Here is a 20,186-nt window from a genome sequence, read left to right as displayed (position 1 = left end):
CTCCACGACGAGCCAGTCCACCGGCCCCAGTTCATCGAATGTGTCAGCCATGCGTATGACCTCCGTTTCTCCTTGGGTTCAAGGCGATCGGACGKACCGCCGCAATTCCATCCTGTGCCCCCGGGGAGGTGCGGCGCCTCATCCGCACCGGGTGACCTCACGCACCGGCCACACAGGTTTCGTGGACAATGTCGGGTGCTTGATCAGGGGCTGGTGCTCGTTGCTGACGTTGACGTCCGAGGTGGCGGCCACGGCGCGGGGACCTTAGATGGCGGGTTCGACGTGCGGGAACGTCCATGTTCCGTCGAGGACCTCGGGTCGTGGCTGGTACAAGCGCACGGTGTAGTTCCAGCCGTCCATCAGGCGCAAGCAGTTCGGGCGGCCGTCGGAGCACGCTCCGAGGTGGACGACAACTGAACCGTCMGTCTCCTTCCGGGCCGTGAGCTGGCTGACGCTGCAGCGACCCTCGTTACTTTCTTCGAAGAAGCCGTCGGCGTTGTAKAGCGAGATCGACCAGAACGCGCCAACCGGCACGTCACGGACGACTATGCGGTACCGGCCCACCGGGAGGCCAGGCTCGACGATCTCGTAGAACGTTTCCGTTTCGGGCAGACCTCCCCAGCCCACGGCCGTGCCGATGAGGTGTCGGACCGGATCGACGGTATCGCGGGAGCCGAACATCCGTTCCGTTCCGGGCAGGGTTCGACCGAGTTCGGTGAGCGCGTCRCGGACAGTGTTGAACGACTCCTTGTCGTAGTCGGGGATTATCAGCGGCTCGGCCGACCCAKCGGTCACATCCAGGCCGTCCTGGATGGCGTTCGCCTCGGCCACGTCGTCGGGGTCTGCCGGGTCGGCCAGCACGCGCATCACCAGGAGCACGTAGCGGGTGCCGAAGTCGGCGACCGTGAGCTCGTGGTCCCCTGGCGAGTGGATGACACGGTTGATGAAGTGGTCCTGATTTACGACCGTCAGCGAGGCGTAGCGGCCGTTGCTCTCAGGCATGGTGACGGTGGCACCGCCAGCGAGGTCGACCACGGCGAAACTGTAGAGTGTGTCGCGGTTCATCCGCACGACGGTCTGCTGATCGAGCGGTGTCGGCACCCGAATGTGTTGCCATCGGTTGATCCCACCGGCACCCACCATTATCGCAGCCATCATCCGGTTGGACTCGGCCCGCACGAACGTCTCGACGGTGACCTGGACCGTGTCGCCCATACGGTTCAGTCCCAGGGGTCGAAGTTGGCGACGTCCCCGGTGCAGCCCTGATACATGTTTTCAAGGTTGTCGGCGACGATGTGCGCCAGCCCGTTGGTATCCAGGATCAGGTCCCGGTCGAGCGTTTTCGCCTTGAACTGCCACCCCGCGGGCAGCTCCAGCCGGTCACCGAGCGTCGGCAGATCGACCTCGGTGAGGTCCGAAGCCTTGTGGTTGGTGTAGGTCTGCATGACCCATGTGACGCCTTCGGGTGAGCGCAGCAAGAAGACGGGCCGGCCCGCCAGGAATTCGTATTTGGTGACACGGCTGATCTGACCGGGACGGTAGGCCAGGGCAGCCTGGCCGGCTTGGGGTGTGAAGTTGGCTGGCATCTGCATCCTGGCCACGAAGTTGAACTTGAGACCTTGGAATTCGCGGGGTTCGCCGACCAGGGCGATAGTCAAGTGATCCATCATCCAGAACCGGCGCGGGTTCTTCCACACCGCATCCGACCCGGTCTCGCCGGCCAGCGCGTCGACATCGATCGCGTCGAACAGCTCCGGCGGGCACTGGTTGAGCCCGGTGGTGTTGAACACCAGCGCAGCGAGACTCGCCGCTTCGCCTTTCATCAAAAAAATCTCGCCCTGCGCGTACCCCCGGGCCGCGCCTACGTATGCGGATGCCTCGGTCACGATTCACACCTTTCGCCTGTTGGTCCACTTGACAGCTTGCGACGGCTGAACCGGCGGCAGACAGTGCCAAACGTCACTGGATGCCGTGCCCGAGCCGGAGACGCCGGTMGGGCCCAGCGTGATTGCCGCCTCCGTGTCACCGAACCAAAGGGCCTCGCTTTGCGCTCGGGGAGCACAAGCATTTATCTTTCTTGCTGCTGTCCGTTGGATCATCTCCAGGTCCGCGTCGAGCGCAACGAGGAGAAGGGTAAGGACACCTACCGGTGCGAGGTCCGCTATCGCTCGTTCTGCCGCTCCCGACCGCTGCCCCATCCGAAGCAGTCAGTCAAGGAAAGCTGCAGGTCAGGTACCTACGCTAACCTCCGTGGCACAGCAGCCCGGTGAGGGGCACGCCACGGCGTCATCCCTGCCCCGGGATGACGAATATCACCCCAGAGGCCGGCTCCACGAAGACCCTTCGAAGCGTGGAGCTGGCGTGGGGCCTGCACCGGAACGCAGAAAGCCCCGCCGTGGTCGGCGAGTTCMTCGGCGACACCGAGCTCCGGGTGCTTGAAGCCAATGGCGGCGTCTTGGTCGCGTTGCCCTCGCCCACGGGATTAACCGTCGCGGTGACCGACGTGAGGAKCGCCGCGACCGCCGTGACTGACACCCGCGACGAACGCCGCAGTGCAGTAGTCCGGTTCGGCGTCGTGGCACATGCTCACGACCGGCGAATTCTATAAAAACCACGGAGCCGCCAACTACTTCACCAACCACGCACCCGCCGGGGTAAAAGCTCGAGCGCTCGGGGAATGTCAGAACCGCTCCGGCACCGTTCACCACGCTGACGCTTATCCCGACCGTAGCCCACGACGTCGCGAACTGCGCCGCCCTATCAACGACCGAATCCMGACCGGTGGCGTCCRCGGGCAACCCCGCACCGTTGAAACACCGCGGCGGGCGGCCCAGGCTGCGCGCCCATGAAGAGGACGAGTGATGAACCAGATATTCATCACTGACCATAGGGCGCGTGCGTTTCACCGAGTTCGCCAGCGCCGTTCGGGACCTTCTCCTCTAGAACCCGTGCAGGTTCCGGAAGACACTGTGCTGACGTGGACACATTGATCTGACTGGCCCGTCGTKGGCGACCGGAGGCGAGGCTGGCATGGATGAGACAGCGAGGGCGGCGTCCACGGTTCCGTTGCGCTAGGACGAGGTCTACTTCACTAACTGCCCAATGGTGTCGGCCAACAACGTCGACCAGGAACTCGGGTGGTGTCGGGAGGAGTTCAAGAAGATCGGCGTCGAGTACGCCTACTTCCGCTCCCGTCCTGAGAACAACTGGTACCCGCACTACGTCCACAACCTGGACAACCTCGTCCGCTTTGGCGGCCTGTATCCACCCATCCACGTGAATGCCGACATCCGCCGCACGCGGCTGCTTGGGGCGACTCAGGTCCACGAGGGCGGCGCGATGCTGGTCCGAGCCCGGGACGACATCTTTCGGATGACCGATCTTCGCGGGAAGAAGATCGGCCTCACGAAGAGCCTAAATACAATCAAGAACGACTGGTGGCGCATCCAGGAGCATGCGGGCATCGAGCTCATGCTGCGGAAGAACGGCATGTCCACCGACGACGTCGAGATCGTGGAGTTCCCCTACCCCGATGACTGGTACGACAAGCCCGAGATGCTCAAGGTCAACATGAACAACCCCTCGGAGCTCTGGCTGCGCCGGGACCACAAGCACGACCTGGCCTTCCGGCCCCTGGAAACCTCCCTGGAGAAGGGGACCGTCGACGCCATCTACACCCAGAGCAAGGTGTTCCAACACCTCCAGGAGGCGACCGGGAAGTTCAAAGCGATCGAGGACATCTCGCACTACCCGGACTGGACGTTGCAGATKGCCAACTGCCCGGCCGTTATCACCTGCACCGACGTGATGGCCGAAGAGCATCCCGAGCTCGTGGTCGCCTACATGAAGGCGATGATCAAGGTCGGACGCTGGGCCAACGACAACAAGCGGGCCGCCGCCGTCATCCTCAATCGGCAGACCTTCTACCTTGACGCCGAAGACACCTACCAGGGAATMAAGCACGTCGACATGGTCCCMAACCTCTCGCCGCAGAACCTTGCATCGATCGAGATCGGCAAGGACTTCATGCTCAGCCACGGCTACATCCACAACGACTTCGACGTCCAGAAGTGGGCCGCACCGCAGTTCATAGCGGAAGCAGCCAAACAGCTGATCGAAGAACAGTGGCAGATGATCACTACCTCGAAACTGCCTGAATCGACATCGCTCGAGATCCAACACGCAGGCCTCGGCTAAGAAGGAACAGGCCGTGACGAKAACAGTGAAACAGATGATCCAGGAAGCGCGGTCCCAGGTCGAGACCGTCAGCCCCGAGTCCGCCGCCAAGGAGTTGACGTCCGGCGCCGCCGTCGCCGTCGATGTCCGTGAGTCCGAAGAGTGGCGACAAGGACACATCGACGGGTCGGTGGCCGCCCCCAGGGGACTGCTCGAGTTCTTCGCCGACCCGAGCAMCCCCCGCCACAAAGACGCACTCGACCCCACCCGACGGACAATCGTCATCTGCGCCTCCGGCGCCAGGGCGTCACTCGCCGCGCTAACCCTCAGGACCATGGGCTACGAGAACGTGGCCGTCCTCGACGGCGGGCTCAAGGGATGGATCAACGCCGGCCTGCAGACCACCGAACACGAATACTCCGGGATCTGACATCAGTCGGACCTGACGCAGACGTCTAAACAGGGCCCACCGGACTGATGTCACCGGCTGTGAGGAACCGAATTGCGTTACAGCTGGGTAGCCCACTTCATACGACCGTCTGAAGGTGTGCTCCCGGTCAGGAGCTTGCGAATGGTCCCTCGTGCCCTATACCTGTCTGCCACCCGACTGAGTGTGTCGCACGCAGGCAGTTAGTCGTGKAATCAACGGTGTTGGGCGTTCTATTTCCGGAATTTTCTACGGGACCGCCCCACCCTAGTCCCGAGCAAACGAGGTCAAGGCCGGAGGCTAGGCTCGTCAGCCGCAGGCACTCCATCGGGACGTGCTGGACAGCGCTCGGTATGAACCCCGGAGTGTTGGGGTTCAGGGCGCCGTCGCAGGGCTTCGGACATCCTGATTCTCGGGCCTCGCTGCGCTCCTGCTGCCCGGCGGCGTCCAGATCGGCGTCATCGAGCACAACCAGGGGAGCGTTCCCGCCCATCTCCAGCGCCGCCTTCTTCAAGTGCCCGCCTCCGGCGGCCACGGCGCCGACCTGCTGCCCGACCGCGGTGGAACCGGTGAAGGAGATCAGCCGCGGCACCGGGTGGGCCACAAAGTGGTCGCCGATTTCGGAGCCGGCGTCGACGACGACCGACAAAACGCCGTCCGGCAGCCCGGCTTCTTGGAAGATCCGGGCGATGAGCAATCCGCCGGTTACGGGTGTGTCGCTGGCGGGCTTGATAACCACGGCATTGCCCAGCGCCAGGGCCGGGGCCACGGAGCGCTGGGACAGGTGCAGCGGGAAGTTCCACGGGCTGATGACGCCGAYCACGCCCACCGGTTTCTAGGACTGGGCCTGGTGGCAGTCCTGCCCCCTCATCTTGGACTGACCCGGGCATGGCCACTCCGCAAGGACCCGCGTCAAGACGCCAGTCAAGCGTTCGTGCGTGTGCCACATGTTTATCGGGACACCCATTGACTTGTTTCTCCTGCGCGGCGTGGATCTGTAGGCGTATCGTCCCGTTGCTCACGTCGCGTGCTAGCGATAGGCGCGCTGCGTGGGCGGAGGATTCAGGCACGCGGAACCGGGCTGTGAACTAACGCGGGGCTTGCTGCGGCAGTTGGTGCGGGCTTGTCAGGCTGCCAGGACTAGTGATGGGGCCGCCGGCGTCGCGGGGTTCGGCGTCAGGATGCTGATCCGATAGTCGTACTGGAGCGGGTCGACGTGTAGCGGCAGGTGATGCGACTTTGCGCACGCGTGAAGCTCTCCCATGGCGGCGGGGTCAATGTGTGCACGGGTGACGTCGAGTTCCAGCGCCAGTCCGGCGGCAAGTGAGCTGGCGCGCTTGACCACGTCATAGAGGCCATGGACGCTCTGAGCCGTCACGTGGCCCTGGACCCTGACGTGGGCCTTGGCGCCGTCGAGGTCCACGCGGACCAGCACCCGCAGCTTCTCGTTCACAAAGTTCTCCGCTCTAAATCGGGGCCACCACGCTGTGGCCCCCGACAACGATAGACGCAATGTGACCTGGATAACAACGCCATCTCTAAGTGGGGCACAACCGTGCTGGCGTCTGCCCACACGCAGGGGGATCATCCCGAATTCCAGGCAGCCGAATTTCGTCAGTACTGAAAGGCGGGCAGCGGCCTACGGTGTGGGGGCGGTAGCCCGGTGGAGGCGAGTTGGCATGGTGAAATCAGGGTGTGTACATTGTGCACACGTCGGGCTTCGGACCGGGTCGTATGTAGGTCGGATCGGGCCGGATTCCGCATGTTTCCGCGGGAGCCCAGTGTTTGCAAGGGCTGGAATACAGTTCGAGTCCCACCTCGGGCACGTGGTTTCCCTGTTCGGGGGCTTGTGGGCCTCTGAGTGTGTACAAATCTCCTTTATGGGCCCCTGCGKGGGCCCATTTTTGTTGGTGGCCGGTGCTCTGGCTGGGTCGCTCCTTCTCCTGGTTTCGGCAGTCGTGGCGCTGCTTACCMCTTCATGGCCGGGAGGGCTTAGAACTGCATGACTTGCTGCAACTGGGGGAGCGCGCTCGAGTTTGGTCTTTGTTCCGTCAATGCGCGGCGTGGTCGGAGGGTAACCACACGGACGAGCCTATTGATGCAATCCAGTTAGTTCCGCAATTCCGAGACCCCCGGGACGGGTCGTTATGGCGCAACAAGGCGACGGCGAGTCGAACTGCCGGCCGCCTGGCACGATCTGGTCGTCCGTCGCCCAGCTGTTCATGCCGTCTGGGTATGCCCTCCTTCAGAGTTTGGTCTTAGACAGCATGCGCTGTCGATCCGAGAATGGAGGGATACTCATGGCTGAAAGGAATCCCATGTCTGTATCAGTGGAATCTTCCGCAGGCGCTGCCCACACTCCCGCAGCCACCGGCACTATTGTCCAGTTCTCCCCGCAGGTCCTTGCGCAGCGCACCCTTGCCGCCCGCCCCTCAGAGGTCCGCAACGTGTTCAGAGCGGCTCAGCGGCCGGGCATGATCTCCTTTGCCAACGKGGCGCCCTACCTCGGCGCGCTCCCGTTCGAGCGGATTGCGCTGGATGCACAGCGGATTCTGCTTGAGAACGGCGAGCGCTCGTTCCAGTACGGGGCCAGCGACGGCAWTCCCGAGCTGCGCGAGCACATCGTCAAACTCATGAAATTCGAAGGCATCACGGCCCGACGGGACCAGGTCATCGTGACCTCGGGAAGCCAGCAGGCCTTAGACGTCGCCGCGCGCGTTCTGGTCAACCCCGGGGACGTCATCTTTGCTGAAGCACCCTCGTACGCCGGCGGCATGGCCGTCTTCACCAGCTACGAGGCCGAAATCGTGCACGTGCCGATGGATGCCGACGGTTTGATCCCGGAGGAGTTGGAGCGGCTCATTGGTGAGGTCCGAGCCGCGGGCAAGACGGCTAAGGGACTGTACACAATCCCCAACTTCCAGAATCCCGGGGGCGTGAACCTCTCGGCGGAACGCCGCCACCGGGTGGGAGAACTTTGCCGCAGCAACGATCTCCTGATCTTCGAGGACAACCCTTACGGGCTGCTTGGTTTCGACGGCGAAACCACGCGGGCTATCCAGCCTGACTTMGAAGACATCACCTTGTATTTCGGCTCTTTCTCCAAGATGATCGCTMCGGGCCTGCGCGTGGGCTGGGTCCTGTCGCCCGCAACGCTATATGGACACCTGGTCAACGCTAGCGAGACTTCCCAGCTCAATCCCTCGGTGTTCTCCCAGCAGCTCATCAGCGCCTACCTCGACGATCCGGCTTGGCCGGACAAGTTGGCGGAATACCGCGGGATCTACCGTGAGAAGTTCACCGCTCTGGTGGAAACACTGGAACAGGTCATGCCGGCTGGCACCACCTGGAACCGGCCTACCGGCGGCTTCTACTTGTGGGTGAGCCTGCCCGCGGGTATTGATACCGAAGCACTGGTCTACGAATGCATCGAACGCGGCGTCGTGTACGTTCCGKGCACCGCGTTCTACACGGACGGAAGAGGCCACAGCGAACTCCGGATGTCCTTCTGTCTGCCGACGCTGGACGATATCCGCAAGGGCGCGGCCATCCTCGGCGACGTGTTCCGCGACGCAGCCGCCAAGGTGTCCGCTAAGCCTGACACCGCCGGTTCCCGAACGGACTAGGGGCCAATCACCAAAAGTCCTGCCGAAGCTGCCACGTCGCCCGTATGGCGGCAGGCGGGCTACGTCAGGGCGGCACCACGAGCCTGGCAACGCACTTCATCGCCCCTGACATGGCGAAGTAACTGTTGCCGGGCTTGTGGCGTACCCTGGCCAGTCGGCCGATGGCGGGACAGGTCCTGACKAACGGCTTGGAAGCGGCGGCAACCGCGGCTTGCCTCGACGCCCTAAAAGCAGGTGGTCCTTGTGTGCACCTCCTCGGGACGGACGATTCTTTCGTTATAGACGACGCGGCCGTTGCAACCACCCGGAATTGTTCCGTGGGGTTGCAACGGCCGCTGGAAGCGAAACGGAGAGAGCCGGTTGGCCGGGAGCCATGCCTACTTGCCGGTGCGGATCAGCTTCYGGTTGACRAATTCTTMCATGCCGTACTTGCCCAGTTCGCGGCCGACCCCCGAGCGCTTGATCCCACCAAATGGCAGTTCCGCAGCGGTGCCGGGCGCTTCGTTGATGTAAACCATGCCGGCGTCCAGGCGATCCGCGATCTCCTGGGCCTTGGCCGCATTAGTGGACTGGATGACCGCGCCGAGGCCATACACAGAGTTGTTGGCCAGTTCCACAGCCTCGTCTTCGGACGAAACGCGGTACAAAACGGCGACGGGGCCGAAGAGTTCTTCGGAGAAGGCACGCATGTCCTCGGTTACCCCGGCGAGGACCGTCGGCTGGAACCAGGCGCCGGGCTGGTCCATCCGGCTGCCGCCGGTGAGCACGGTGGCGCCCTTGGTGACGGCGTCGTCGACCTGCGCGGCGAGCCCGTCGAGGGCCGCGGTGGAGGACAGCGGCCCCATGAACGTGTCTGCCTCCGTGGGGTCGCCCACCTTCACAGCGGAGACGGCGCGGACKAACTTCTCGACGAATTCGTCATAGACGGCGTCGGCGACGATGATGCGTTTGGCGGCGTTGCAGGCCTGGCCGGTGTTGCCGAAGCGGCCGAACAGCGCGTGGGTAKCCGCCTGTTCCAGGTTGGCGGAGTCGAGCACCAGGAACGGGTCCGAGCCGCCGAGTTCCAGCACCACCTTCTTGAGGTTGCGGCCGGCGATTTCGGCGACGGCGGATCCCGCGCGTTCGGATCCCGTGAGTGAGACGCCTTGGACGCGGGGATCCGCGATGATGCCGGCGACTTGCTCGTTGGTGGCGAAGATGTTGATGTACGCACCTTCGGGTGCGCCGGCATCGAKGAAGATCTGTTCCACGGCCAGGGCGGACTCCGGGCACTGTGGGGCGTGCTTGAGCAGGATGGTGTTGCCGTTCATCAGGTTGGGGGCGGCGAACCTGGCCACCTGGTAGTACGGGAAGTTCCACGGCATGATGCCTAAGAGCACGCCCAGGCCGTCCTTGCGGACGATCGCCTTTCCGCCGGCGGTAACCTCGAGCTCTTCATCGTCGAGGAACGACGGGCCGTTCTCGGCGTAGTACCGGTAGATTGACGCGACGATGTCCACTTCGATCTGCGCCTGGAAAACGGGTTTTCCCATTTCCCGGGTKACGATCGCGGCGAGCTCGTCTCGGCGCTCGGTGTAGAGTTCGGCCACGCGGCCGAGGAGTTTCACCCGGTCCGCCAGCGCCGTCTTGTTCCATGCCTTGAAGGCGGCGTCGGCGGTGGCTACTGCGGTGTGGATCTGCGCGTCGGTGGCGGTGGGGTAGGCCTTGACGGGTTCTCCGGTGGCCGGGTTGGTGACCGCATAGAGGCTCATGCTGTGCTCCTTCTGTCGGTTCGGATCGCTCAGGGGAGGGCGATCTGCGGGTCGGTGATGACGTGGATGATGGCCGGGATCCGTTGGTCCTGCACAGCCTTGAGGGAACGTTCGACGGCGATCGCGGCGTGGTCGTCGCTGGTCACCGTTTCGCCGTGGCCTCCGAAGGCGCGGGCAAATGCGGMAAAATCAGGGTTCGTCAGCTGTGTGCCGCTGACGCGGCCCGGGAAGTGGTGCTCTTGGTGGTCGCGGATGGTGCCGTACTGGCCGTTGTCCATCACGATGATGAGCATGGAGGCGCCGTGCTGCACTGCCGTTGCGAATTCCTGGCCGTTCATCAGGAATTCCCCGTCGCCGGCGATCGCTACCGCCAGGCGCTCCGGGCTCTGCAGGGATGCCGCTACCGCCGCCGGCACGCTGTATCCCATGGAACCGTTGCGCATGCTCAGCTGCGACGGGAACACATTCGTGGGCAGGTACCGCTGGGCCCAGGCGCAGTGGTTGCCGGCGCCGAAGCTGTAGACGGCGTCCTGCGGCAGGCGCCGCACCAGTTCGGAAATCACGGCACTCATGTGGCCGGTTCCTTCCCGGGTGGCAGGGAGGGCGGGCAGCTCCGGGAGTGTGCTGAACGCGGTTTGCGCTGCGCGGCCGGCGGCGCGCCATGAGTCCCACTGTGCGGCCTTTCCCAGCCGGAGGTCCTTGACTGCGTCGGCGAACGCGACCGGGCTGGCGAGGATGTGGGCGGTGACGGCGCCGGAGCGTCCGCGCAGGGAGCTGTCGATGTTGACGAGGATATTCGTGGCATCCTGCGACTGCCGAAGGGTGTAGCCGTCCGTCGGAACGTCAGTGGGTACGGCGCCGATGGCCAGCAGTACGTCGGCTTCGGCGAAGATCCGTGCCGTGTCTGCGGTGCGGCCGTAGCCCAGGGCGCCGACGAAGACCTCGGAGTGGAAGGGGATGCGGTCCGAGGCGCGCCAGTCCTGGACCACCGGGATGCCGTTGGCCTCGGCAAAGGCCGTCACGGCGGCCGCCGCTTCGGGTGTCCAGCGCTGGCCGCCGACGAAGATGACGGGCTTTTCGGCACCGGAAAGGGCCGTGGTGATGAGCTCCAGTTCCGCGGAGKATGCTGCCCCTTCGGCAACCGTGATCACCGGGTGCAGGTGGCCGACGAATTCGTGGGTGATGACGTCTTCCGGCAGGCCGACGACGACGGGGCCGGGACGGCCGGACTTGGCGGCGAAGAATGCCTCGGCCACCACCTCCGACGCCCGGGAGGCCTCGTCGAGCACAAAGACGCGCTTGACCTGAGTGMCGAACCAGGCCTGGGGATCGAACTCCTGGAAGGACTCGCGCATGCGGTCCGCGACCGGGATCAGGCCCACGAACAGGACCATCGGTGTAGCGTCCTGCCATGCGGCGTGAATGGCAACGTAGGCGTTCGCGGCTCCCGGCCCGCGGGTCACCATGGCCACGCCCGGCTCGCCGGTGAACTTGCCGTGCGCTTCMGCCATGTACGTGGCACCGCCTTCCTGGCGGCACACGATGGTCTCGATATCGGCTCCGTGGAGCCCGTCGAGCACGGCAAGGTAGCTTTCGCCCGGGACCGCGAATACACGGTTGACGCCGTGCAGGGCCAGGGAATCAACAATCGCCTGGCCGGCGTGGGTCTTCTTCTCCAACGTAGTGCTCCTAAACAGGGGTCTGAGCCAGCAAGCTGGCGGAAACTGGGACGCTGACCGGGGTGGGCGGCAGCTGGGTTTCCCTCAAGTATTGGCAACCAACTTCATGCTGTCTAATACATATATGGTTCAAAATCCATAACCCAACGGCATGAAGACTGTCCGGCAATACCGAACGACCCATGGACTGGTGGCGGGCATGGCTGGCCTACAGCTTGCCGCAGGCCAGCTTGCCGTCGATGACCGTKGCCGTGACCCGGACGTTGCAGATGGCGTCCGCCGGAACCTCATAGATGTCCTCGGACAGGGCAACGAAGTCCGCGAGCATGCCGTGGGAGAGCCTGCCTTTGTAGTGGTCCTMATGTGCGGCGTGCGCGCTGCCCACGGTGTAGGCGCGCACGGCCTGGGCGACGCTGATGCGCTCCTCGGKCACGAAGTCCGCGCCGGAGGAGGTCCGGCGGTTCACGAGATCGTGGACATTCAGGATGGGATCCCCGGAGACCACGGGCGCGTCGGTGCTGGCAGGGATCTCGATCCCGGCATCGAGCAGGGCCTTCACGCGGTAGGACAGGCGCGTCCGCTCGGGACCCAGCGCCCGTGCCGCGCCGTCGCCGAGTTCATTGATGAAGCGGCCCTGCGGTACGGGGATGAGGCCGAGCGAAGCCAGCCGCCGGATCTGCGCATCGCCGGCAACGTTCACGTGCTCGATCCGGTGCCGTGCGTCCGGCCGCGGGTAGAGGCCCTGGGCCTCCTCGAAAATGTCCAGCACAACGTCCAGCGCGGCGTCGCCAATGGCGTGGGTGGCTACCTGCCAGCCGGCGCGGTGCGCGCCGATGATCCGCCGCCGGAGTTCCACGGCGGGGAACTGGAGCAGCCCGCGGTTGCCCTTCCCYGCCCCGGCGTCGTGCTGGTAGTCGCAGCACATGAAGGCGCTGCGGCCGATCAGCGAGCCGTMGGACAGGATCTTGGCCGGGCCCAGCCGGAGCCACTCATCGCCGAATCCCGTCCGCATGCCCAGATCCAGGCCCATGCGGGCAACAGGGCCGGCATCAGCCTGACCGACCGGACCGGGCTCGTCGCCMAGCCCGTGCAGGGTGGTGAGGTAGGGCATCACCGTGGCGCGCACGCCCAGCATCCCGGCATCGCGCGCAGCCTGGTAGCCGGCCAGGTCCGACAGGCTGTGGCCGATGTGCTGCGGGGCGCCCAGCCCGGGCTCGGTGATGCTGGTGACTCCCAGTTTCAGCAGCGCGGCGCTGCCCGCGCCAACCATCGCGGCGACGTCATCCACACTTGGCGCGGGAATGGCGTCCATGACCAGTGCCCGGGCCGTCTCCTGAAGCAATCCAACGGCCCTGCCGTCGGCATCGGCGGGTGCGGCCCCGCCGTCGGGCGCGGTGACGTTGCGCCGGCCGGGGTAACCGGCCCGCTCGAAGGCGGCCGTGTTGGCCACGCCCATGTGCCGGGAGTTGTGCATCAGCCACACGGGGTGGCCGTGGCTGACCGCGTCCAACTGCTCCGCCGTGGGGTGCTGGTTGCCGAGGTAGTTCTGGTCGTACCCCGCGCCCTGGACCCACGCTCCTGGCGGTGCCGATGCGCATGCGCGCTCCACCGTKGCCAGCAATTCGTCCATATTTACGCACACGGAGGAGCGGACATCGGCCTGGACCAGCGCCTGGCCCACATAGCTGAGGTGGCAGTGCGCGTCATTGAACCCTGGCACGACGGCGGCGCCCCCCAAATCGTGGACGTCGCGGAAGAGGGAGCGGGGCAGTTCGTCATCGAGGCTGATGATGCGTCCATCATGGACGCCCACACTGTGGGCCCGCGGACGCCGGGCATCCTGGGTGTAAAACGATCCGTTGGTGTAGAGCACGTCCAAGAGCATGCGTTTCTCCCGATTCTATGGATGCATCATTGCGTTCCATCCAGTATCGGAATCTGTTTTCATGCTGTCTAATGTCTATCTGGTTGATAGTTGATGCCAAACGGGCATCATGCTCTAGGCTTTCGGCTCGTCCTCAATGATCGCGCCCTGGCTGTTMAGGAACCTTCGCAGACGGACGGCCACTGCCCGGATGGTTGCCTCGGCGAAGTGCCCGGGGATCMAGGCYGTGTGCAGGGGCAGCCGGAGGTCATGTGGCGGCTGGCCGTTACTGCCCGTCAGGATTCGAATCGGGTGGGTGCCATAGGCGGGCAGGTCAGTGGTCACTCCGATGCCGTGCCCGGCCGCCGCCAGTGCCATGATGGTCTGCCCGTCGTCACATTCGGAGACCTGGCGGAAGCTCAGGTGGGCCTKGTTGAGGGCGTCGTCGAGAATGTAGCGGCTGACGCTCTGGTGTGAGGGCAGGATGGCATGCTGGCCGCACAGTGCCGATAGCGGGAGCTCGGACACCCCGTCCCGTGCCCATTCGTGGTCCGCCGCGACGTAGGCGGTCAGCGGGATGCTGCCCAGCGGCATGGTGGCCAGGCCCGGCTCAGGCGGGGCCGGGGACACGGCKAAGTCGCTGCCGTGCAGGAGGGCCTCGGCGATGGCGAAATGGCTGGTTTCCCGCGTGATAATCAGCGGATCCTCCGGGCCGGTGGTGGCGATGTAGGGTGCCAGGAAGCCCCGGACGGAGGCTGCGGTGGCGGCAGCGACGAGCGTGGCCACCCGTCCTCTCCGCAGCGCGTCCGCGGCATCTTCCAGGCTCTGGGTCTCCAGCATGAGGCGGCGGGCGGCCGGAATGAAGGCCCGGCCGRCAGGCGTGAGCGCGAGCTTGTTGCCCTGCGCCTCGAACAGGCGCAGTTTGAGCTCATTTTCCAGGGTCTTGATCTGCCGGCTGAGGGCCGGCTGGGCAATGTGGATCCGTTCCGCCGCAGCCGTGACGGTGCCGGCGTCCACAACAGCCAGGAAGTACTGCAAGCGGCGTAGGTTCATAGGGAAAAGCATGCCCTTTCGGCATATACAAATGCAAGAACAAGTATTGGCGGGTATGCACTGGTCCGCAGTACGGTCATAGTCAGAACTCATTGAACATTGAACTATCCAGCTGAGGGATCCACCCATGACAACTCGAACGTCACAATCCACCGCCGCCCCGGCACCTGCCGTTAGGGCAGCTGTCGGGCCGGGACCGTCCAGCCCCGGAAAGGTTGTCGCCGCAGCCTTCATCGGCACCGCCCTCGAGTGGTACGACTTCTTCCTGTTCGGAACTACAGCCGCAATCGTCTTCGCACCGMTGTTCTTCCCCAGCGCCGACCCCGTGGCCTCCACCGTCTCGGCCTTCCTGAGCTTCAGCGCGGMCTTTGTTGCCCGGCCCATCGGTGCGATCATCTTTGGCCACGTCGGTGACAAGTACGGCCGGCGCGGCGCGCTGGTCGCGACCGTGATGCTCATGGGCGCCGCATCCACCCTCATGGGCMTCTTGCCCACTTATGCGACCGCCGGGGTCGTCGCCCCGATCCTGCTGACGCTGCTGCGGGCGGTCCAGGGTGTTGCCACCGGCGGCGAATGGGGCGGCGCCACCCTGATGGCCATCGAATATGCCCCCGCAAAGCGCCGCGGGCTGTACGCGGCGCTGGTGCAGCTTGGCTCGCCGGTTGGCACGTTGCTCTCCACCGGTGCCATCACCCTGGTTGCCCTGCTGCCCAAGGAAGACTTCATGGCGTGGGGCTGGCGGCTGCCGTTCATCGCMTCCATCATCCTGGTGGCCGTGGCGCTCTGGCTCCGCTGGAACGTGGAGGAAACTCCGKAGTTCCAGGAACTGAAGGCAAGCGACGGGACCAAGAAAGCTCCCGTCATTGAGCTGTTCCGCAAGTTCAAGGGGAGGCTGGCGATCGGTGTCTGCACCTATCTGGTGGGCAACGCCGGCTTCTTCATCCTGACCACCTTCATGATCAGCTACGTGACCCGGGTGCTAGGCCTGCCGTCCACGGTGATCCTCACCGCCATGACAATCGGTGCCGTCGCCCAGATGGTCATGACAGTCCTTGCCGGACGMCTTGCCGACCGCTTCGGGGCCGCCCGCGTGGGCATCATCGGCTACTCCATTTTCCTGGCCCTGGCGTTTCCCATCTTCTGGCTCGTTGACACCAGGGATCCCGGGCTGATCATCGTGGCCATGGTGCTGGCATTCGGTCCCTGTGCCATCACCTATGCCATCATCGGCGCCCTGATCGACCGGCTCTTCCCGGCGCAGGTCAAGTACACGGGCATGGGGCTGTCGGCTAACCTGTCTGCGGTTGTCGCKGGATTCATGCCGGCGCTGGCCACGGTCTTCCTGTCCCTGTCCGGGAACGCGTCCTGGGGGCCGGCCACACTCCTGGTGGTCATCGGCCTGATCTCACTCGGCGGCGCCATCGCGACGTCTAGGGTGCCGGCCAGCGGCAACTAACCGCCCGCCGTCGGTCCACCCCGTCACGACAACACCCCCGCAACCTGTTTGCGGGGGTGTTGTGTCGTCACTGAGGTTGTTGCTTCGGAGAGCACTGGCTTCCCGCACGGTCCTTTTCAGCGGCCTTTGGTCAGTCCTCGCTCCTGTACCGGACGAGCCCGTCGGTGACGGTCATCCGGACCTTCGTCTCCCTGATTTCGGCGGCGCTTGCCGCGAAGATATCGGTGTCCAKCACGGCAAAGTCKGCGAGCATCCCGGGGCTTAGCGTTCCCTTGACGGGTTCCTCGCCCGAGGCGTAGGACGGGGCAACGCAGTACGCGCGGAGTGCCTCCTCCAGTGAGATCCGCTCCCGGGGTTCCCATCCGCCGCCGGGCTCTCCTTCAGCAGTTGTCCGCGTGAGGGCGGCATGAAGCCCGTGGAACGGGTTGGGAAGTTCCACGGRGGAGTCCGAGCCGAAGGCGACGGTGGMCCCGGCATCCAGCAGGCTCCGCCAGGCGTAGGATGCCAGGCCCCGTCCCTCCACCATGCTGAGGATGGGCAGGTCGCTGGGGCAGTGCTGGGGCTGCATGGACGCCACGACGCCGAGGGCGGCCAGCCGTGGAACATCCGCGGRCTGCAGAAACTGCACGTGCTCGATCCGGTGACGCAGGCCGTGCCGGGCGGTGGTGTCCCGAATTTCGGCCAGGGCGTTCAGTACCAGGTGGTTGKCGCGGTCACCGATGGCGTGGACGGCGACGGCGATTCCCGCGGCGGCGGCCCGGGTGGCCAGTCTCAGCAGGTCGGGATAGGCCGTMACCTCCATGCCGTGGCTGGTGCCGCCCGGAAACGGCTGGCTCATATGGCACGTGTGGGAGCCTGCCGCGCCGTCGGCGAAAATCTTCACGGCGCCGTGCCGGATCCAGTGGTCGCCCTGTCCGGTCCGGATGCCGGCACCGATGGAGGCCTCCAGATCGTCCTGGGCCAGCAGTTTGTGGACGCGCAGGGCCAGGGCGCCCTCGGCGCGGAGGGCCCTGTAGGCGTCCAGGGCGTCAGCACCGTCGATGTCGTGGACGCCGGTCAGGCCCAGGGACAGCAGGTACCGCTGGGCCTCCCGCAGTTGATCCGGGAGATTTCCCGAGACCCCCGATGCGGCGAGTTTCCGGACCGGGTAAACGGCGCTCTCCCGCAGGATCCCGGTGGCTTCGCCGTGTTCGTCGCGGACGATTTCACCGCCCGCGGGATCCGGCGTCGTCCGGGTGATGCCCAGTAGCTGCAGCGCCTGCGAGTTGGCCCACACCGTGTGGCCGTCCGCGCTGGTCAGGGCCACGGGGTTTCGCGGGCAGACGGCGTCCAGGCCGGTGCGGTCCGGCTGGACCGGGACCTGCCACTTGTTGAAGTCCCACCAGCCGCCCAGGATCCACTCACCCCCCCGGTAGCGCGGCCGCACGGCACCGACGCCGGCCAGCGCTTCGGCCAGGCTCCCGGCCTGCCGCAGGTCGACCTCGTGCATGGACCGGGCCAGGCTCGCCGTGTGGATGTGAGCATCCGTCAGCCCTGGAATGACTACGGCGTTATCCAAATCGAGGGTCCTCGTACCCGCGGGTGCATGGGCCTGGAGTTCTACCKCCGACCCGGCTGCCACGATGACGCCGTCCTCCACCAGGAGGGCCTCGGCGCGTGGCTGCTTCGGATTGAGGGTATGGAACGTGGCGTTGGCGAAGAGGGTGGGGGTCACACAATCAGGCTACGTCGCGCGTTTTCGGAATGCCGCCCCGGCCCCCGCAACAATCGAGTCACATGAGATGCCGGTGGAACAGGTATATCGGCGCGCGCGGCCGCCCCGGCATGGTCGCCTCGCGCCTGCCCGCCGAACGGCACGGTCTATGCCGTAAGTGCATCGAATATCTACAAAATGAGTCTTAGACGTTCTGAGAGATGGATCACATACTCGATCAGCAGGTGTTCGCCTCGGTTATTGCACGCAGCACCCGTACTCGCATCGGACTAATCGAAGGACCACTCGTGACACAGAACCACCAGTCAACGRCAGGCATCGCCGCTCGCCGTGGACGCAGGCTCGCTCCCTTGGCCGCCGCAGCTGCGGTTATCGCTGTCGCTGCCACCGGCTGTACGACTGGCGGCGGAACCGGCGCGGGCGCCGCCGCGGTCGGCCAGCTCTCCACCGATACCATMCGTACGGTGCTGAGCGCCGATCCCACCAGCTTTGCGCCGGTCGAGGTCCGCAATGCTGACGACTACGCCGTCAACCGTCTCCTGTTCTCCACGCTGGTGCGCCGCGACGAGAACAACAAGATCGTCTCCGACCTGGCCAGCAAGTGGGACATCACCCCCACCCAGGGAACGTTCACCATTCGCGCTGGCGCCACCTGCTCCGACGGCACCGCCATTACCGCCGGCATCGTGGCGGAATCCCTCAAGGTGTTCGCTGCCCCGGACAGCAAGTCCAGCTTCCGCCCCCTCGTCCTGGGTGATGGCCCCGCCACTGTAACGGCCGACGACKCCGCCGGCACCRTCACCGTCAAGCTCGCCCAGCCCTGGACCGACCTCCTGCAAGGCATGAGCCTGCACGCCACCGGCATAGTCTGCCCTGCCGGCCTCAAAGACCCCAAGGCCCTGACCACGGGGGACGTTGCCGGCGCGTTCTCCGGGCCGTACACCCTGAGCAAGAAGCAGCATGGCGTGGCATACACGTTCGCGCTCCGGGACGACTACAAGACCTGGCCAGCCTATGAAACCAAGATCGAGGGCACTCCCGCMAAGAMCATCGAGGCCAGCGTCAACGCMAACGCCAGCGCCATCTCCAATGAGCTCCTGACGGGCACGAAGGATATCGCCAACATCCGCGGCAAGGACACCACCCGCTTCGACGGCAACAAGGACTTCAGCACCCAGGTCATTCCGCAGGGCAGCCTGTACATGATGTTCAATGAGCGGCCCGGCCATCCGTTCACCGATCCGGCCCTGCGCAGAGCCGTTGCCCAGACGCTGAACGTGACGGCCTTCAACCAGGCAGCCTCGGGCGGTCTCGGCGAAATCTATTCCTCCTTCGCCCACCCGGGCGTGCCGTGCTCGAACAAGGACACCGGCCTGCTCATCAAGTCGGACCCTGCAGCTGCGCAGCAGACCCTCGCCGGCGTCAAGATCCGCATGGTCGGCGCGCAGATCTTTGGCCCCAACGGTGCAGCCAACACCTATGTCGCCGAAGCCCTCCGGGCAGCCGGTGCTGACATTGAACTGCGCAACGTGGACCTCGCCACGTGGAGCACCGATCTGACCCAGAAAACCGACACCTGGGACATCACCGTTATGGGCGGTATCAACGCCGGGGGCACCATGTACGGCGCGCTGTCCCCAGTCATCGGCACACCGGTGGAAAAGGGCGGCCTCAACTGGGGCGGACTGGAGAACCAGCCCGTCCTGGACCTCGTGTCCAAAGCCATGACCCAGACCGACGCCGCCGAACGTTGCGCCACCTACCAGGAAGCCCAGAAGATCATGATCGGCGAAGCCCACGTGATCCCGCTTGCCAGCCTCCCCTCGCAGGTGACCATCCGGTCCGGTTTCGCCATGCACACCATGAATGGCCAGCCGGACGAGAGCACCATGCGGATCACGAAGTAGTACGGAACACAGTTCATGACTTCTTCAAGCATTGCTGAAGCTTCCCGCACTCCCGGCGTTAGTGCCGGGAGTGCGGGGCGCCGCCTCATCCACCATCCGTGGGCCCGGTTCTCGCTGCGCCGCCTCAGCGGGCTGCTGCTCTCCTTCGCGGTACTCACCGTCGTGACATTCCTGATCGTGCCGCTCATCCCGGGCGATCCGGCCGTGATCGCCGCCGGTGACGGCGCCAGCCCGGCGCAGATCGCGAATGTCCGGACCGAACTCGGCCTGGACCTGCMGCTCCTCACCCAGTTCGTCAACTATGTCTCGGGCGTCCTCCGCCTGGACCTGGGAACCTCGTTCGTCAGCGGCGAGAGCGTCTCCACCTTGATCTTCACTCGATTCCCGTTCACCGCCGAGATCGCCCTGCTGGCCATTGCACTGGTCCTGCTCGTTTCCGTGCCGCTGGGCATGTCGGTGGCCATCCTCACCCGCGGCTGGCGGAACCGGTGGCTGGACGCCGGGTTCAACTTCTGGACGCCGGGTTCAACTTC

At 65.1% G+C, this 20,186-nt stretch carries 16 protein-coding genes; 7 read left to right on the top strand and 9 right to left on the bottom strand.

The features are described from left to right. Positions 1–264: 264 nt before the first annotated feature. A complete protein-coding gene (locus AC1DBQ_RS13350; protein ID WP_476928960.1) occupies positions 265–1,215 on the bottom strand; it encodes a DUF1254 domain-containing protein in 951 nt (316 codons plus the stop codon). A 5-nt stretch (positions 1,216–1,220) separates the two neighbouring features. Then, positions 1,221–1,886 carry a hypothetical protein gene (locus AC1DBQ_RS13345; protein ID WP_476928959.1) on the bottom strand — a complete coding sequence of 222 codons (666 nt, stop codon included), beginning with the start codon at positions 1,884–1,886 and terminating at the stop codon, positions 1,221–1,223. Positions 1,887–2,302: 416 nt separating this feature from the next. On the opposite strand from AC1DBQ_RS13345, the gene AC1DBQ_RS13340 reads away from it, so the two are divergent. The 3 genes from AC1DBQ_RS13340 (at position 2,303) to AC1DBQ_RS13330 (ending at position 4,606) form a co-directional block, all read left to right on the top strand. Beyond that, on the top strand, positions 2,303–2,608 hold the full coding sequence (locus tag AC1DBQ_RS13340) for a hypothetical protein (RefSeq protein ID WP_476928958.1): 306 nt from the start codon (positions 2,303–2,305) through the stop codon (positions 2,606–2,608). A 494-nt stretch (positions 2,609–3,102) separates the two neighbouring features. Then, the gene (locus AC1DBQ_RS13335; RefSeq protein ID WP_476928957.1) at positions 3,103–4,197 is read left to right on the top strand and encodes an ABC transporter substrate-binding protein; all 1,095 of its coding nucleotides are present in this window, start codon (positions 3,103–3,105) and stop codon (positions 4,195–4,197) included. Positions 4,198–4,210: 13 nt separating this feature from the next. Beyond that, positions 4,211–4,606 carry a rhodanese-like domain-containing protein gene (locus AC1DBQ_RS13330; RefSeq protein ID WP_476928956.1) on the top strand — a complete coding sequence of 132 codons (396 nt, stop codon included), beginning with the start codon at positions 4,211–4,213 and terminating at the stop codon, positions 4,604–4,606. Positions 4,607–4,733: 127 nt separating this feature from the next. On the opposite strand, the gene AC1DBQ_RS13325 is transcribed toward AC1DBQ_RS13330, so the two are convergent. Continuing rightward, the gene (locus AC1DBQ_RS13325) at positions 4,734–5,426 is read right to left on the bottom strand and encodes an aldehyde dehydrogenase family protein (protein ID WP_476928955.1); all 693 of its coding nucleotides are present in this window, start codon (positions 5,424–5,426) and stop codon (positions 4,734–4,736) included. Between the two features lie 303 nt (positions 5,427–5,729). Further along, a complete protein-coding gene (locus tag AC1DBQ_RS13320; protein ID WP_476928954.1) occupies positions 5,730–6,056 on the bottom strand; it encodes a hypothetical protein in 327 nt (108 codons plus the stop codon). Positions 6,057–6,921: 865 nt separating this feature from the next. Here AC1DBQ_RS13320 and AC1DBQ_RS13315 point away from each other — a divergent pair. Beyond that, complete coding sequence (locus AC1DBQ_RS13315; protein WP_476928953.1) at positions 6,922–8,229, top strand: aminotransferase-like domain-containing protein; 1,308 nt, start codon at positions 6,922–6,924, stop codon at positions 8,227–8,229. Between the two features lie 377 nt (positions 8,230–8,606). Here the strand turns inward: AC1DBQ_RS13315 and AC1DBQ_RS13310 are convergent, their stop codons facing one another. The 4 genes from AC1DBQ_RS13310 to AC1DBQ_RS13295 form a co-directional block, all read right to left on the bottom strand. Beyond that, positions 8,607–9,980 carry an NAD-dependent succinate-semialdehyde dehydrogenase gene (locus AC1DBQ_RS13310; RefSeq protein WP_476928952.1) on the bottom strand — a complete coding sequence of 458 codons (1,374 nt, stop codon included), beginning with the start codon at positions 9,978–9,980 and terminating at the stop codon, positions 8,607–8,609. A gap of 29 nt (positions 9,981–10,009) precedes the next feature. Beyond that, positions 10,010–11,659, bottom strand: a complete 1,650-nt coding sequence (locus AC1DBQ_RS13305; RefSeq protein WP_476928951.1) for a thiamine pyrophosphate-dependent enzyme — start codon at positions 11,657–11,659, stop codon at positions 10,010–10,012. 208 nt (positions 11,660–11,867) lie between these two features. Beyond that, positions 11,868–13,544 (bottom strand): amidohydrolase, encoded by a 1,677-nt coding sequence (locus tag AC1DBQ_RS13300; protein ID WP_476928950.1) that lies wholly within the window; start codon positions 13,542–13,544, stop codon positions 11,868–11,870. Between the two features lie 114 nt (positions 13,545–13,658). Then, complete coding sequence (locus tag AC1DBQ_RS13295) at positions 13,659–14,576, bottom strand: LysR family transcriptional regulator (RefSeq protein WP_476928949.1); 918 nt, start codon at positions 14,574–14,576, stop codon at positions 13,659–13,661. Between the two features lie 127 nt (positions 14,577–14,703). Between AC1DBQ_RS13295 and AC1DBQ_RS13290 the strand changes: the two genes are divergently transcribed. After that, positions 14,704–16,032: an MFS transporter gene (locus AC1DBQ_RS13290; RefSeq protein ID WP_476928948.1), complete on the top strand. Its 1,329-nt coding sequence runs from the start codon at positions 14,704–14,706 to the stop codon at positions 16,030–16,032. Positions 16,033–16,162: 130 nt separating this feature from the next. Here AC1DBQ_RS13290 and AC1DBQ_RS13285 read toward each other — a convergent pair whose 3' ends face one another. After that, on the bottom strand, positions 16,163–17,746 hold the full coding sequence (locus tag AC1DBQ_RS13285) for an amidohydrolase (protein WP_476928947.1): 1,584 nt from the start codon (positions 17,744–17,746) through the stop codon (positions 16,163–16,165). Between the two features lie 287 nt (positions 17,747–18,033). Here AC1DBQ_RS13285 and AC1DBQ_RS13280 point away from each other — a divergent pair, with 287 nt between their 5' ends. Continuing rightward, the gene (locus AC1DBQ_RS13280; RefSeq protein ID WP_476928946.1) at positions 18,034–19,653 is read left to right on the top strand and encodes an ABC transporter substrate-binding protein; all 1,620 of its coding nucleotides are present in this window, start codon (positions 18,034–18,036) and stop codon (positions 19,651–19,653) included. Between the two features lie 15 nt (positions 19,654–19,668). Continuing rightward, a partial coding sequence (locus tag AC1DBQ_RS13275) for an ABC transporter permease family protein (RefSeq protein WP_476928945.1) occupies positions 19,669–20,186 on the top strand: 518 nt, incomplete at its 3' end.

The organism is Arthrobacter sp. 10T413_2 (assembly GCF_056394205.1).
This window is presented reverse-complemented; position numbering and strand designations above follow the sequence as displayed.